The organism is Gimesia aquarii (genome assembly GCF_007748195.1).
GTDB lineage: Bacteria > Planctomycetota > Planctomycetia > Planctomycetales > Planctomycetaceae > Gimesia > Gimesia aquarii.
On sequence record NZ_CP037920.1, the window covers coordinates 2,591,261 to 2,606,642 of the forward strand.

Consider the following 15,382-nt stretch of genomic DNA (forward strand, 5'->3'; position numbering starts at 1 on the left):
TCAAATCTAACTTATAAATCGAATTATGGAGCTTCTGCTGCAGTAACAGCACCAGCACCGGTAACCAGATCACAAGTTGTGTTTACGTCACAGTCATCGACTGCATCATTAAATCGTGATCCAGCGTATCGACTTTTGAGCTTTCCTCCGTTACCAAGAAAACCAGTATAAACATAGCTCTGGTTTAAGGCTCCGATGGCGTTTGAGATATCATTTAATTCTGTGTTAACAGCAACAGCAACTTCGCTCAGTCCAACAATCATGGCCAATACGGCGATAGTCAGAACGAGAACCAGTTCTGCAGAGATTACGAAACCAGCTTCGTCATTCCAAAGTTGATTCAACATGTTGTGAGTTCCTTAATTTTTAACTTGAGAGTAAATAAATTCGATTCAGATCAAAAGATCATAAATCACGAGAGGCAATCCCTATTTGAAACCACATAGAGATTCAGCATCAGCCATTGACTGTTCAGAGAAGCCAAATTGGCTTATCAGATACATCCAATAACCGGGAACTTGAGTCGACCGAACGGAAATATGAGAACCGGTTACTCACATAGCGTTTGGGGATAGGAACCAGTGATTCACGGGCCCATTTCACAGAATTCCCTGTCTGCTGATCGAGATGATCGCACAGGTTATGCCATAGGGTTAATCTTTACAGACCCTACAAAGCACAAATGTGGAAGAGTTTACCTAACGTCTTTTATTGCTCAAGTTTAACAATTGTTAGCCTAAGTAACTCGTGGTAAGAACGGCGAGTTGAGGATTAGACATTGTAAAAATATTGAAACACTTCTTTTACATTTCATGTTTACGAATTCCTACAAAGACTTACATTGAATATAACTTCTCCCTAAAACATGAACTCCGGAAGAGATGTATCTCTTCCAGAGTCCTGCCTCTCAAGTATTTTAAAAACTAAGGGTTTTTATCTTCCCTTTAGATGTTTAGAAGCCTGTCTCTATTCCAGTCACAAAGATCGCGCCTGTTACCAGATCACAAGTGGTGTTCAGGTCGCAATCATCAATGGCATCGTCCCATCGCGAACCAGCATAGAAGCTCTTGAACTTCCCTCCATTTCCACGAAAGCCTGTATAAACATAGCTTTGATTCAGGGCTCCAATAGCGTTTGAGATGTCGTTTAATTCCGTGTTAACAGCAACAGCAACTTCGCTGAGTCCAACGATCATGGCCAGCACAGCGATCGTCAGTACCAGGACCAGTTCCGCAGAGATAACGAAACCGGCTTCGTCATTCCAAAATTGATTTAACATGTTTGAGTTCCTTTACTTCGTAATTAGAGAGTAATACCGATTCGATTCAGACTGAGAAATCATGAATCGTGAGAGACTACAATAAGGAAATGAGAACCAGTTCACTCATATTCCAGTTGGGGAGAAGAAATCAGTTATATTGAGAATTTCAAATCCACCGGTTGTATCGATTGCACAGATCATGCCGGATGTTCTGTTTTTATCGATAGTTTGGAATACCATATAGATGAATTTCTCTAACACATTTGCTATTCAAAGTTAACAGCTCATTTTTTATATAAACACAATTGAACTTGATTGAAAAATTTTTTTGAAATGTAAGGAGAATGAAACACTTCTTTACATTTCACGTTTACGAATTCCTACAAGGGCTTACATTGAATATGATTCATTAGAGATCCTTTCGAATCTGAGTCACCGTTTCACTTAGGTCTGAGCAATTTGCTAAAATGTTATAAACTTAATTGAGAGCCATTTAACTGAGGGACACAATGTGCGTTCACTAAATGTGGAAAATCAATAACTCAAGAAAGTCTTTGAAGATATGCAGGTCACCATTACAGCAGTTGGACCCGATAATCGTGGTTTGGCCGACCCCATCGTGCATTACGTGACCGGAGTAGGCGCGAACATTCACGAAATACAAATGTATGATCATGACTCAGAACGGCTGTTTGCCATGTTTTTACGGTTAGATTGGCCAGCTGATGTAGAGCCAATTCCCGTTTTGAGAGAACGGATCATGCAGATTGGCACACAAAAAGGGCTCACATTACGTGTCTGGGCGCGAGATGAACAAAATCGGCTACCCCGTATTGCTATTTGTACGACTTATCGTAGCGAACCTGCTGAAGCCGTATTGAATGCTATCAAGGAAGGGGTGATTCAAGCGCAGCCCGTAGTGATTATTGGAAACCGGGACCGCTGCCAATCTTTAGCTGAAAAACATAATCTGGATTTTCATAACATTGGTGACGAACGTGGAAATCCTGACAACACTGAGATGGTCAATCTCTTCGATTCCTATGATGTCGATTATGTATTGCTTGCTCGGTATATGCGTGTGCTGCCCCCCAACATCTGCTGGAGCTTTGCTGGCGGGAGGATTATTAATCTGCATCATGGCCTACTCCCTTCGTTTCCAGGGTTTCAGCCCTATGAGGATGCATTTAGCCATAATATGCTCACATTTGGTGCCACCATTCACTTCATAATTCCGGAGCTGGATGCTGGCAATCAAATCATTCACCAAAATGCGTTTGCTGTCTCACCGGGGACTCCATTAAAAGAGATAAAACGCATTGGCGAAACTCAACATGAGCCGGAATGCCTGGTGGAAGGAGTGCGTCGTGTCATTGATCGTGAGGTGGAGCTGCATTTTCATCGAGTAGTAGGTATTGAACCAATCTAATTTTGAAAATGGTTTCTAAATCGGCTGTTTATGGTTTTTCTTTCAGTTTTGATTTGACCAGCTCAAAAACGGAATCAAACATCGGTTCGGTTAGTCGCCCTGTGAATGTATTTTGCTGACTGGGGTGATAACTACCCACCAGCCAAATACCATCCGAGAACTGGTAATTCGCTCCATGTGAAAATGGAGGACGCTTTCCATTCAATTGCCCCTGCCGTTTTTTGAAATCAAGGACTGATTTCCAGCCGATCTGACCCAATGCAAGGAATACTTTCACGGGTAGTAATTCTACCGTTTGTTCCATCCATGTATGACAGTGTTCGATTTCATCTCGGCTTGGTTTATTGGCCGGTGGTGCGCAGTGGCAGGTTGCTGTAATAGCACAGTTTTGTAATCGCAGACCATCAGAGCTACTTTGGGCTTCTGGCTGATTGGCAAATCCTGCTTTGTGCAAAGCACGATAGAGCCAGTCACCGCTTCGGTCACCGGTAAACATTCTGCCTGTTCTGTTGGCACCATGAGCGGCGGGAGCCAGTCCTACGATTAATAACTCTGCTTGCGGATCACCAAAATTAGGGACAGGTTTTCCCCAGTAATCCCAGTCCTGAAAAGACTTTCGTTTTTCCGCTGCAATCTTTTGGCAGTGGGCAAGTAGTCGATCACAACTTGTACAACGAATGATCTTTTGATTTAACTGATGCCACTTGGATTCAGGTTTCATTTTCTCTTTGTTTCTGGCTGATGAGGACGATGACCAAAGTCCGGCTATAGCGATTAAATGCAATATATCTGCACTATCAATACCAGCAAATAGGAGTTGCAGTCAAACTGGACTCTCTATTTAGAGCAGGCATTTTGAAATACAGGCTTGAAATAGCACCTGAGTCCTATTTACTATAGAGAACAACCTCTCTATTTTCCGGTCACAACCGGAATAGACTTAGCTATAAATTCACTGCTCTTAAGTCCTTTTCAGGAAAAGTGATTGTGTCGAAACTACAACTTCCATTGATGTCGCTGGTAGCTGCAATACCTGGTGCCTATGTGGCCTATTTGTTGGTCATGGCTTTTCTGAATCATGCAGAATCCATGTCTGCCACCTTACTTGGAGTGGCAGGACTGACATTGCTTTTGTGTGGCTTTCTGGCGCTGATGCCCATCGGTGCCCTGGTCTTAGGACCGAAAGGAGCTACGAAGAAAAAAGGGAAAGGAAAGGATCAGCCAGAAGAGGCGGCTCAAGATGACGAAGACGAAGAGGAAATGATAAGCGATTCAGCCGCAGAACTTTCAGATGAGTTCGCCGACGAAGAGGTTGAGGATGAACTTGCTTCAGGAGATGAATTTGAGTTTGACGAAGTCGATGAGTTCAGTGATAGTGAAATGAGTGACAGCGAAGCCAGTGGTGAAATCTCAGATGGTGATTTTGACTTCGCAGATGATGACTATGAGTTTGATGAAGAGGACGATGAGGACATAAAATAAATAGTGCCCCCATCCATCCTCACTGTTTTTGGTTATTTCAGGTGATTCTGAAAAAACTGGTCCATGTCTGCCACCATGTCATTGAACCAGGGCAATTGGTTCCAGCAGCCATGTTTTCCTTTCGGATAAATTTTCACGTCAGTATCGACTCCCAGTGATTTCAGTTTCTCACGAGAAGGTGCATTACGTTCTGGTAAATCAAACTCACCCACCATGAATAAGAGTGGTGGTGTTTTCTTAGAGAGGTGCAAGTACGCGTCACTGAGTTGATACAATTCTGGGGCTTCATCAATCGTCTTGCCCAACCACTGATTCGAATTTGATTTTTTCGGATTCTTGCGAGAGCGATCAGCTACCGAGCCAGAAGCCATTTGCATCGGACCGGCCATAACGATTGCAGCCTGTAGATTTGAAAGCTGATCTTGATTACCTGCGCTACCTTGCAACTGTTTTACATGAGGTGCTGCTGCCATCAGACCCACAAGATGTCCTCCCGCTGAGCCACCCACAGCACCAATTTTTTGAGGATCAACATGGTACTTTTGTGCTTCTCCCCTTAAAAAACGAACCGCGGCATTGCAATCCTGAATGCCTGCGGGAAATTTGGCTTCATGTCCCAGTCGATATCCGACTGCCATGGTAACATATCCACGTTCACACAACGCAAGAGCCAGTGCGCGGAATTTTGCTTTATCACCGTTTAGCCAGCCTCCGCCATGTACTACAACGATAGCAGGAAATGGTCCTTTTCCTGATTTCGGGACAAAAATATCAGCTAATAATTTTCGATGTCCTACTTGACCGTAAACGACATTCAGGTGAGAAGAAACTGTTTTGGGAATCATCGTCGAGGGGCGTTTAGGGTTTTTAATTTTTTCTTTCAGAGCCGGTTCTGGAAAACACCCATAAGTATTCATTCGCTGACGGTATAAACCACCAAAGCCGGTAATGTATAAAGAACGCATATCTTGATCGCCGAACGTGCAGTTTATGGGACGTGTTGGTGTATGGATTTTTGCCAGCAATTTGCCTTTGGGATTCCAGATCCAGATATCAGCAGGTCCCGCACAGTAGACATTACCTGCGCGATCAACTGTCATTCCATCAGCACCTTTTTCAGGACCGGAATCCATTTTGGCAAAAAGGCGACCGTTTTCTACAACCCCAGGTTTGGTTACTGTATACGCCCAAATTTCTTTAGGTACATAAGCCGCCACATAAAGTGTTTTACCATCGGGAGAAAGAATCAAGCCGTTTGGCGTTTTAATATTTTTAATAACGATGTGTTGCTTACCTTCGGGTGAAATCCAGACGACTTCACCTGCTCCTGTGAGTGTATAATAAATACCACCTTGCTGATCGACCACGAGATCGTTGGGCCTGCGGGGAGGCTTGGCATCTCTCGGTTGACCCGCGATTCGTGTTTTCTGTTTGCCGTTCAGCACACTGATCTGACTGGCACCATTATTTGACAAGAACAGTTTTCCATGGTTGAAGTAGGTAGCACTGATACGCCCAGCATTGTTGAGAAAAACCTGAACCTTGCCTGACTTCGGATTGTAGCGATATAGCTTCCCTCCTTTGACATCAGGAAAATAGAGATTTCCACCTCCATCCCAGGCAGGGCCATCTGCCAATCCAAAATCGGTAGCAATTGTTTCAAGAGGCGACGAGGTATCAACAATCGAATCCGCGGCGTTATTGGTATTGTTAAAAAAAGCGAGCGATAATAGAAAAATAGCAAGCCGTTTCATAAATAGTTCCTGTAAGCTGAGGCTGTGATGAAAAATCAGTGATCTTCTCTTGTTGAAGCTCGTTTATTGACGAATCAGACGTATTTGACGTACATCCATAATAGCATTCTTAGCTTTTTGTTTTGGCTTTAGTTGTAATGATTGGGCACCGTCTTTACTGATAGTCAGTTTGCCAATGGGTCGCTCTTTGAAGTTCTGAAAATGCCCGGTATCTTCCACGGTGAAGTTGAGTCTGCTTTTATTGACAGACAGTTCGACTTTGCTACCGCCTTGTCCCTTGCCACATCCCTGGAGAATATAGACATCGAAAATACCGGGAGCATTCGGCTTAAATTTCCATTCACACCAGTCTTTCTCTTTCACCCAGTAGCCAACTGTATTTTTATGCGGTTGCGGTTCAAATCGTAACATTTCACCATGTACGATCGCATCTTTTGCATCCAGGATAATTTGTTTCTTCTGATTCTCTTGAATCACTCTAGGCTTTACCGGTAAATAAGGGGGCTCTTTAAATTCAACAACCACCGATGTAGGGAATGTTAATTCGTTTTTTGCAGACAAGCGGATTTCCCATTCATTTACGCCAGGTTTCAGATCAAGCGGTTTCTTATCAGCGTCCTGAGCAATATAAACAGATTTGATGCGATTATTCATTCGCGGAATCAGGAGCTTTTCTTTTTGCTGTAACTGAGAGATCTCTAGCTTCAGACCTTGAGGTAGAGTGTTGATGGTACCCCACTTTTTCTGGATGGGAAATGATGTATCACTGGTCTGGGACGCGGACTTCGTCTCACCTACAAGTTCGATGCCATAGAAAAGACAAACTGCTGTGTTTATAATGAGAATCAGGGAAAGAGTGCGGAGAAGATTTCTAAAATTTGGGGTGAACCTGAACGGTAAGTTGAGCATCATCAAACTAGCGCCTCTTTATCATAAATGAAAACGACTTATATGTCTGAGTGTCTATTCTTGATGATCTGAATCTTCAGTTCAATCAATAATCATGTGAATGAGAGAGTTCTCCTGAAGAAACATAACTGAGCAATGTTTCTAAAATACTGCTGGGACTGGCAAGGAATACAAATATAGATGAATGACAAGAATCAGGAATCCGATCAAATCATTGCTGAGACGCGCTTCTTAAGATTAATAAAACGGGGACGCTGGGAATTCATTCAGCGTGCGAATGCAACAGGTGTGGTTTGTTTGTTCCCACTCACTTCTGATTATCAAGTGATTTTTGTGGAACAGTTTCGACCACCTGTGGATGCGCCAGTAATTGAATTTCCGGCTGGACTGGCTGGTGATATCCAGGGGCAGGAGTCCGAAGCCCTTCAAACCGCAGCTCTACGTGAGCTCATGGAAGAAACTGGCTATGAATCACAAACAGTAATACCACTCGGGCCAACAGTTTCTTCGGCTGGACTGACAGATGAAACTGTTCACTTTTTTCTCGCATTGGATCTGACAAAAGTTGCTGCAGGTGGAGGCGATGATTCAGAAAACATTACTGTGCATAACGTTCCTTTTGTGGATATTGAAGAGTGGCTGAACGCAGCGGAAAAGCGAGGTTGTCTGATCGATGCGCGGATTTATGCCGGGCTATATTATTTATCTAAATACATCACTTAATACCGCTGGTACAGTTCCTCATTTCCTTATTAAGCCGTTATGCACTAAAATGATCTCAGCTTGATGATCTGAAAATAAGTCCTTAAAGAAAAGAATATGAGCGATATGATTGAAGAATGGATTTCTGACCGCATGCATCTGATTGATGCATCTGGAATTCGCAAAGTTTTTGATCTGGCTGCCAATATGAAGAATCCGATAAATCTCAGCATCGGGCAGCCTCACTTTGATACTCCGGAACCAGTTAAGGATGCTTTGTGTCAAGCCGTGAGAGATGGTAAAAATGCCTACAGCCAGACTCAGGGGATTGCGCCCTTAATTGAGAAGATCCAGGCTCGTGTGGATGCTGAATATCATCACGACGATCGTCAGGTTTTCATTTCCAGCGGTACCAGCGGTGCACTGATGCTGGTTTTAAACGCACTCGTCAATCCTGGCGATGAAGTGATCGTCTTCGATCCGTACTTTGTGATGTACTCACATTTGGCGAAAGTGGTTGGAGCTAAACTGGTTTTTGTGGAAACCTATCCCGATTTCTCGATTGATATTGAGAAAGTTCGAGCCGCAATCACAGATCGTACAAAATTAATTTTGTTTAATAGCCCCAGCAATCCTACTGGTTATGTAGCAACCGAAGCAGAAACCCGTGATTTGGCAGAGCTGGCTGCGGAAAAAAATGTGGCACTGGTGAGCGATGAAATCTATCGTTCCTTTTGTTACGACCATTCTTTTGTTAGTCCAGCGAGATTTAATGAAAATGTGATTGTGATTGATGGGTTCAGTAAATCACATTCAATGACAGGCCACCGACTTGGTTTTGTGCATGGCCCTCAAAGTATCATGCAGCAGATGATCAAGTTACAACAATATACGTTCGTTTGTGCTCCCCAGCCAATTCAATGGGCAGGCTTAGCCGCGCTGGACTATGATGTTTCTGAGCGAGTAGAAGAGTATCGCCAAAAACGTGATTTAATGCGTGATCGATTATCAGGACGATACGAGATTTCAGGCGCTGAAGGAGCATTTTATATGTTCCTGAAAGCTCCGTGGGGAACAGGGACCGAATTTTGTATGGAAGCGATCAAAAACAATCTCTTGATCATTCCCGGTAATGTGTTTAGTAACCATGATTCGCATTTTCGCATTTCTTATGCTCAGGAAAATCCGATTCTGGAACAGGGAGCCGAAATCCTAAATCGGCTGGTAGATCAGATAGGTAGTAAAAACTAGTGAAAAAATGATGAGATCAGTAATGGGGGGTAAGTTTTTTCTGACAAATAAAAACTTTCTCTATACCTGAAAGGGTATCACCTTTATTATAGAGAATGTATGTAGCTTTCCTTCAGGCATTCATTGACTTACCATATTGCCAGATAACGACTTATGCCATCTGATAAACCGCAGAAAAAAATGAGCAATGTTCCCACGGGGACGCCTGGTGAAAGTTCCGCATCACCCCCGGTGAAAGGGGCAGAATCTCGTACTCAACGATTATCTGGTGTTGAAGATTCTGATCCCATGGGCCAGACCGTCCACCAGACCACCGACTCCTCTCCGTCACCTCGTGAAACCCAAGCAGTGAATCTGGTGGGCAAGCAGTTAGGTGACTTCAAAATTTTGAGGAAATTGGGGCAGGGGGGGATGGCGACTGTCTACCTGGCTGAGCAGGTTTCTCTCAAACGTGAAGCCGCGATCAAGGTCATGCATGATGAATTGTTAAGTGATGAAACGCATCTCAAGCGTTTTGAACGTGAAGCAAAAGCGGCCGCGGGACTTACACATCCTAATATCGTACAGGTTTATATGACGGGAGAGTTTGAAGGAACGCATTATATTGCTCAAGAATATGTGCGTGGTATTAATCTGAGAGAATATCTTGCGCGTTATGCTCCCCCAGACTATGCTTTGATTATCAGGATCATGCGACAGATCGCTGCTGCATTAAATGCTGCCGCAGAAAAAGAAGTCGTTCATCGGGATATCAAACCCGAGAATATTATGATGACGTCCAAAAAACAGATCAAGGTTGCCGATTTTGGACTGGCACAAATTGCTCAGTCTGATGAACGAGTCAATCTGACTCAAGTTGGCATGACGATGGGGACTCCTTTGTATATGAGTCCAGAGCAAGTCAATGGCGGAGTACTTGACCAGCGTAGTGATATCTATTCACTGGGGGTGACTTGTTATCACTTGATTTCGGGGCGACCCCCCTTTCATGGTGAAACGGCACTTTCCATTGCCGTCAAACATTTAAATGAGGCGGCTCCTCCACTAGCAGATCGACGTCCGGATCTACCAGTGGCGCTTTGTGATTTAGTCCATCGTATGATGGAAAAGGATCCCGATAAACGGCCTGCGAACGCCACCGAGCTAATGCAGGAAATAAAAAAAATTCCGGAACAGGTTTCCGACAGTCAGCAAAACAACTGGAGAGCGTTTCTTCCTTTTCAGGGGAATCGAAATATTCAGAGGCAACTTGCCGCGTTTCTGTTGGCTTTCCTATGTGTGGGCAGTGTGGCTGCCGCCTTTGGATGGATCAATCGTCCCGGAGATCCGTTGAATGCTCCTTTTCTCCAGCAAGGGGACAATGCAACTGATCAAAATATGATACCAAAAGAAAAATCAGCCATGACTCAGTATTTCCTGGCAGTCAGGTTGGTAAACAGTGAATATGCATGGAAGGCCGTTATTACTAACTTTCCGGATGACGAATTTTACAAATCTCGTGCACAAATTCGATTGGGGCTGTTACTAATCAGAGAAGGTCGATATGGGGATGCAAAAAAGATTTTCCAGGAACTGATTGATTCTGGTCAGTCTGTTTCTACTATAGTGAATGGTTATGCAGGCCTGATGGCACTAGAAAGCATAGGAGGCGATGCTCAAAAGTCTCAGGAAATATGGAATCTCCAGGTTGAAAATCCACTGAGAGATCCGGATATAGAACTGGATACAGAAATGGTTGAATATGTTTCACGGGCTCTTAGAAATAACCAAAGTGTCCTTGGTATTGATAACGGCAAAGAACTCGATGAAATCTTCGATCTGCCTAATGCAGATGAAGCAGATCGATCATAAAATTGATACATGAAACATCATTTCCCTGAAAAGAAAGAATGACTTTTATAATCTTGAGTAGTCTTGATGACAGGGAAGATGTCTTTTAGAACGGAACAGATTATAATAGTGTAATGTTCAGGTGTGGTAGCAAGCTGCTTCGCATCTGAGGGAATTCAAAGAATGGCTGTCGTCGATCAGTAACCTAACTGATAAAACCGCTCCAGACAGTCAGTCGCATTCAAGTTAAGTCGGGCACTATACTATCGTGGCGATTTTACAAATTTTAAAAGGGAAGGTTCCCGAACAAATCATCGAGTTAAGTGGCGATCGTGTGATTATGGGCCGCCACCCTAACTGCGAAATCGTACTTGATAATGTCGCGGTTAGCCGTTATCACGCGCAGATTCTGGAGAGTCACGGTTTCTTTTACCTGGAAGATCTGCATAGTCGAAATGGGACGTTATTGAATGGGGCTCCCATCGAAGGAAGGACCGAACTGCACGAAAGCGATACTATTAGTATTTGTGATATCCAGATGCAGTTTTTATTGAACTATCAGGATCATCCCGATTTTCTCGATTCATCCATTCAACAGACGATGGAAGTTAGTAATTCTTCTTTGAAACAGGAAGCACATTTGCTGGCCATCGACGAGAATTCGGAAGAAGGTGTTCTAGATGGTTCATCGATTATCAGCCAGCTTGATTTGAATACCAGCAGCCAGTTACGTATCAGTGTGAAGCCAGAAGTCAAGCTGCATGCCGTTTTGGAAATTAGCCAGACTCTCAGCCGTGCTTTAAAGCTGGATGAAGTACTTCCTCGAATTCTGGACGGGCTGTTCAAGATATTTGCACAGGCTGACCAAGGTTTCATTATGCTCCAGAGTCCCGAGCGTAAAAAGCTCGTTGTCAAAGCCACAAAAGCCAGACGGTCAGAGGACGAGGATGCGATTCGGATCAGCACGACAATTGTGCGACAAGCCATTATGAGTGGAGCCGCGATTTTGAGTGCCGATGCGGTAGAAGATGATCGTTTCAAAATGAGCGAGAGTATTACTTCACTCAGAATTCGTTCCATGATGTGCGTTCCACTCATTTCACACGGGGGTGATATTCTGGGAGTGATTCAAATTGCTACGCGTGATATCGGACAGCAATTCGATAAAGATGATTTGGATGTCTTAGTGGCAATTACGCAGCAGGCGAGTCTGGCCGTAGAAAATGCGAAGTTGCACGAAGATCTGGTGAAGCAACGAGATATCGAGCGTGACCTGGAGTTTGCGCATCAGATCCAATTGGGCTTATTACCCCATAGCCGCCCCAAATTTAAAGAATATGAGTTTTTTGATTATTATGAATCAGCGCAAAGTGTTGGCGGTGATTATTTCGACTATATCAAACTACCTAATGGAAAGCTCGTCGTCACTTTAGGTGATGTTGCTGGGAAAGGGGTTCCGGCGGCAATTTTAATGGCACGTTTGTATGCCTCGGCACGATTTCAAGTTCTTTCAAAACCATCTGCCGATAAAGCCTTAACTGAATTAAATACAGAGATAGCTTCCAGTGGTGTTGGATTACGGTTTATCACCTTTGTAATCGCAGTCCTTGACCCAAAGAAGCATACTGTTTCGCTTGTGAATGCAGGACATATGGCCCCTCTGCTGAGAAAAAGTGCAGAAGGGACTGTGCTACCAGTCGCACAAGAGAAATCAGGGATGCCCTTGGGAGTTTTAAAAGACCAAACTTTCCACGTAGAAACCATAACATTGGAAAAAGGAGACACATTAGTCTTTTACACGGATGGAGTCACTGAAGCCATGGATCAGGATAATCATCTTTATCACCGAGATCGCCTGATTAAATATATCAAGTCTGGCCCTGAAGAGGTTGAGCCGCTTGTGAAAGGGATTCTGTCAGATGTGGATGCTTTCAGACAGGATTCGATGCAAAAAGATGACATTTGTGTTGTCAGCTTTCGGCGTAAAAAGTAAGCAGTATAATCAGTGCTCTGCCAATGTATTGTTGAGCAATGGTTTGATTCAACTCAGCAGGTGAGGCCCACTTTTGACTACAGATGTATTTTCAATTCTCGGAAATGATGGTAAGGTTGCCCAGAGACTCGATCAATATGAGCATCGTCCTGAGCAACTGGAAATGGCCGAAGCAGTCGCAGAGGCCATCGAACAGAAAAAACATCTATTAGTCGAAGCCGGAACGGGGGTCGGTAAGAGTTTTGCCTATTTAGTTCCGGCCATATTAGCAACCTGTCAACAAAACGAAATTCAAACTGGAAAAGATCGGAAACGGCTCATCGTTTCTACTAATACCATCAGTTTGCAGGAACAGCTAATTACCCGCGACATTCCCTTCTTGAATGCAGTATTACCGGTCGAGTTTTCTGCGGTTTTAGTAAAGGGACGCTCTAATTATATGAGTCTCCGACGCATGAAAGGAACGGTAGATCGAGCAGGCAGCATCTTTTCCCGACAGGATGAATTGGATCAGCTCGACGAGATTGTGCAATGGTCGCGCAAGACGACTGATGGCAGCCGTGCTGATCTTGAGTTCCGACCGATTCCCAAAATCTGGGATGAAATTCAGAGCGAACACGGTAACTGTCTGGGAAAACGTTGTGCGACCTATAATGAATGCTTCTATTACCGTGCTCGCAGACGTGTCTGGAATGCAGATGTACTGGTTGTCAACCACGCATTATTTTTTTCTGATCTCGCTTTACGCCGAGAGGGAAGCAATATTCTCCCGGATTATGACACCGTGATTTTAGATGAAGCGCATACGATTGAAGCTGTCGCCGGGGATCACCTTGGTTTGTCAATCACAAACAGCCAGTTCGATTATTTATTCAATAAGCTGTATAACGACAGAACGCAAAAAGGGCTGTTACTACATCATAATCTGGTTGATTGCCAACAACATGTCACGCGGCTCAGATTTATGGTCGAAGATTTATTTGATCATTTACTGGAATGGCAATCCAGCCATGGCTTATCGAATCGACGCATTAGACAACAACCACCTATTGAAAATACGCTTACTCAGGAGATGAAGTTATTAGCGGCACATATTTCTGAATATGCTTTTACATTGAAAAATGAAGAAGAACAGATCGAACTACAGGCTGCTGCAGAACGGAGCTCAGCATTAGGAGATGCTTTGAATAGCTGGTTAACCCAGCAAGCAGAATCCGATTCAGTATACTGGGTTGAAGTTTCGCGTGGTAGAAATCAGCGAGTTAAGATGGTCAATGCTCCTGTGGATGTAGGGCCAGTTCTAAGAGACGAGCTATTTAACCAGGCGAATTCAGTGATTCTTACCAGTGCGACTTTAGCAGTTGGCACTCAGGATTTTGGTTTTACTCGCTCTCGACTGGGACTCACACAATGTGAAGAGCTGAAATTAGGTAGCCCTTTTAATTACCAAGAGCAGGTTCGATTGATCTTACCCGAAACGATGCCCGATCCTGGTGATGCACCAGCTGATTATGAGCTAGCCGTTTGTGAAAAATTAAAACAGTATATCAAGCAGACAGACGGGCATGCATTTGGATTGTTTACAAGCTACAAAATGATGACGCAATGTGCCGATCATATCAGTCCCTGGTTGCAGGAGCATAACCTGGCGCTCTACCTGCAAGGTGATGGGTTACCACGCTCACTGATGCTGGAGCGATTCCGAAACAATCAAAGAGGAGTATTGTTTGGTACTGATAGTTTCTGGCAGGGAATCGATGTTCCCGGTGATGCCTTAACCAATGTGATTATTACCAGGCTCCCCTTTAGTGTTCCCGATCATCCGCTTCTGGAAGCAAGGATGGAAGCGATTCGCAATCGCGGTGGTAATCCATTTATGGATTATCAGGTTCCTGAAGCCATTATCAAACTTAAACAAGGGTTTGGCCGATTAATTCGTAGTGCCAGCGATCATGGGCAAGTCGTCATTCTTGATCCGAGAGTGCGTACTAAACGCTATGGTCAAATATTTCTGGACAGCTTGCCCGATTGCACTAAGATCATCGATAAACAAGATTGCTAGCTCTAAACAATACGGGCTGATTACCTTTTGTCTCAGTACTCATGATTGAACTATGGAAAAAAGCTGAGCTACTTATGCGGAACAGTTGTCTTTAGTCTAAAATCCTGTTGGATGTCATTCTGAGCTAAAAATGACATCACTGCTACAAAACGAACCGCCAAAATTATTCGCCAGAGTGACCACTTGATCCAATCCATCTAAGAATAGATTACGGCTCAAGTCTGTCAGAGGATGCAGAAAAACAGACCATAAAAGACCATCACCAATGGCATAGCGTGCATCAAGCGAGCGATCAAAGTTTGCTTCCATCACATCCCACAAATCATCTTCTTCCAGATCTTCTTCCTTGAGAATGGGGGTCATGATGCGCACTCGATCATGGTCAGCATCGACAATTAGAAACAAGATGCGTTTGCCATACTCAACTTTCCAACAGCCCTCTCCTGCTTCCACCAGAGTACACACTTCATCAATTAACTCTGAGATCGATTGCGCGTTCAACGCCGTTTTTATTGTCGCAATCATTGTCCTACTCCTTGAACAAATATTTCGATCCTTTGAAAAAAGGGTCGACCGAGAAAAGTTTTTCAAACTGAACCTGATAGCTTGATATTCTGTCCAATCTATTACTTCCAGGTTGTCTGACCTTCATTTCTGTTTAAGATGTGTTACGATTCCTGAAACAAAGCCGATTTCAATATCCCTCTGC

The 15,382-nt window shown here is 43.8% G+C and carries 13 protein-coding genes; 7 read left to right on the forward strand and 6 right to left on the reverse strand.

Annotated elements, in window-relative coordinates:
• Positions 1-23: 23 nt before the first annotated feature.
• Together V144x_RS10360 and V144x_RS10365 are read right to left on the reverse strand one after the other, a co-directional pair.
• On the reverse strand, positions 24-347 hold the full coding sequence (locus V144x_RS10360; protein ID WP_144985095.1) for a hypothetical protein: 324 nt from the start codon (positions 345-347) through the stop codon (positions 24-26).
• Positions 348-952: 605 nt separating this feature from the next.
• Complete coding sequence (locus V144x_RS10365) at positions 953-1,279, reverse strand: TroA family protein (protein WP_144985096.1); 327 nt, start codon at positions 1,277-1,279, stop codon at positions 953-955.
• Positions 1,280-1,823: 544 nt separating this feature from the next.
• On the opposite strand from V144x_RS10365, the gene V144x_RS10370 reads away from it, so the two are divergent.
• Positions 1,824-2,690 (forward strand): formyltransferase family protein, encoded by an 867-nt coding sequence (locus tag V144x_RS10370; protein WP_144985097.1) that lies wholly within the window; start codon positions 1,824-1,826, stop codon positions 2,688-2,690.
• A 28-nt stretch (positions 2,691-2,718) separates the two neighbouring features.
• On the opposite strand, the gene V144x_RS10375 is transcribed toward V144x_RS10370, so the two are convergent.
• Positions 2,719-3,411 (reverse strand): uracil-DNA glycosylase, encoded by a 693-nt coding sequence (locus tag V144x_RS10375; RefSeq protein ID WP_144985098.1) that lies wholly within the window; start codon positions 3,409-3,411, stop codon positions 2,719-2,721.
• Between the two features lie 266 nt (positions 3,412-3,677).
• On the opposite strand from V144x_RS10375, the gene V144x_RS10380 reads away from it, so the two are divergent.
• Entirely contained in the window at positions 3,678-4,172 is a 495-nt protein-coding gene (locus V144x_RS10380) for a hypothetical protein (RefSeq protein WP_144985099.1), read from the forward strand.
• A 32-nt stretch (positions 4,173-4,204) separates the two neighbouring features.
• Here V144x_RS10380 and V144x_RS10385 read toward each other — a convergent pair whose 3' ends face one another.
• Entirely contained in the window at positions 4,205-5,926 is a 1,722-nt protein-coding gene (locus V144x_RS10385) for an SMP-30/gluconolactonase/LRE family protein (RefSeq protein ID WP_144985100.1), read from the reverse strand.
• A 63-nt stretch (positions 5,927-5,989) separates the two neighbouring features.
• A complete protein-coding gene (locus V144x_RS10390) occupies positions 5,990-6,580 on the reverse strand; it encodes a DUF5077 domain-containing protein (RefSeq protein ID WP_144985101.1) in 591 nt (196 codons plus the stop codon).
• A 435-nt stretch (positions 6,581-7,015) separates the two neighbouring features.
• Between V144x_RS10390 and V144x_RS10395 the strand changes: the two genes are divergently transcribed.
• From V144x_RS10395 to V144x_RS10415, 5 genes are all read left to right on the forward strand, one after another.
• On the forward strand, positions 7,016-7,558 hold the full coding sequence (locus tag V144x_RS10395; protein ID WP_144985102.1) for an NUDIX hydrolase: 543 nt from the start codon (positions 7,016-7,018) through the stop codon (positions 7,556-7,558).
• A gap of 105 nt (positions 7,559-7,663) precedes the next feature.
• On the forward strand, positions 7,664-8,788 hold the full coding sequence (locus tag V144x_RS10400) for a pyridoxal phosphate-dependent aminotransferase (protein ID WP_144990824.1): 1,125 nt from the start codon (positions 7,664-7,666) through the stop codon (positions 8,786-8,788).
• Between the two features lie 153 nt (positions 8,789-8,941).
• The gene (locus V144x_RS10405; protein ID WP_144985103.1) at positions 8,942-10,639 is read left to right on the forward strand and encodes a serine/threonine protein kinase; all 1,698 of its coding nucleotides are present in this window, start codon (positions 8,942-8,944) and stop codon (positions 10,637-10,639) included.
• A gap of 247 nt (positions 10,640-10,886) precedes the next feature.
• Positions 10,887-12,611 carry a SpoIIE family protein phosphatase gene (locus tag V144x_RS10410; RefSeq protein WP_144985104.1) on the forward strand — a complete coding sequence of 575 codons (1,725 nt, stop codon included), beginning with the start codon at positions 10,887-10,889 and terminating at the stop codon, positions 12,609-12,611.
• A 73-nt stretch (positions 12,612-12,684) separates the two neighbouring features.
• Positions 12,685-14,673, forward strand: coding sequence for an ATP-dependent DNA helicase (locus tag V144x_RS10415; protein WP_144985105.1), 1,989 nt, complete (start codon positions 12,685-12,687; stop codon positions 14,671-14,673).
• A gap of 114 nt (positions 14,674-14,787) precedes the next feature.
• Here V144x_RS10415 and V144x_RS10420 read toward each other — a convergent pair whose 3' ends face one another.
• A complete protein-coding gene (locus V144x_RS10420) occupies positions 14,788-15,198 on the reverse strand; it encodes a type III secretion system chaperone family protein (protein WP_144985106.1) in 411 nt (136 codons plus the stop codon).
• Between the last annotated feature and the right edge of the window lie 184 nt (positions 15,199-15,382).

Bases quoted from the DNA above. Each gene is read 5' to 3' on its own strand.
- V144x_RS10360 (WP_144985095.1), bottom strand. From the start codon at position 347: ATGTTGAATCAACTTTGGAATGACGAAGCTGGTTTCGTAATCTCTGCA.
- V144x_RS10365 (WP_144985096.1), bottom strand. From the start codon at position 1,279: ATGTTAAATCAATTTTGGAATGACGAAGCCGGTTTCGTTATCTCTGCG.
- V144x_RS10370 (WP_144985097.1), top strand. From the start codon at position 1,824: ATGCAGGTCACCATTACAGCAGTTGGACCCGATAATCGTGGTTTGGCC.
- V144x_RS10375 (WP_144985098.1), bottom strand. From the start codon at position 3,411: ATGAAACCTGAATCCAAGTGGCATCAGTTAAATCAAAAGATCATTCGT.
- V144x_RS10385 (WP_144985100.1), bottom strand. From the start codon at position 5,926: ATGAAACGGCTTGCTATTTTTCTATTATCGCTCGCTTTTTTTAACAAT.
- V144x_RS10390 (WP_144985101.1), bottom strand. From the start codon at position 6,580: ATGAATAATCGCATCAAATCTGTTTATATTGCTCAGGACGCTGATAAG.
- V144x_RS10395 (WP_144985102.1), top strand. From the start codon at position 7,016: ATGAATGACAAGAATCAGGAATCCGATCAAATCATTGCTGAGACGCGC.
- V144x_RS10400 (WP_144990824.1), top strand. From the start codon at position 7,664: ATGATTGAAGAATGGATTTCTGACCGCATGCATCTGATTGATGCATCT.
- V144x_RS10405 (WP_144985103.1), top strand. From the start codon at position 8,942: ATGCCATCTGATAAACCGCAGAAAAAAATGAGCAATGTTCCCACGGGG.
- V144x_RS10420 (WP_144985106.1), bottom strand. From the start codon at position 15,198: ATGATTGCGACAATAAAAACGGCGTTGAACGCGCAATCGATCTCAGAG.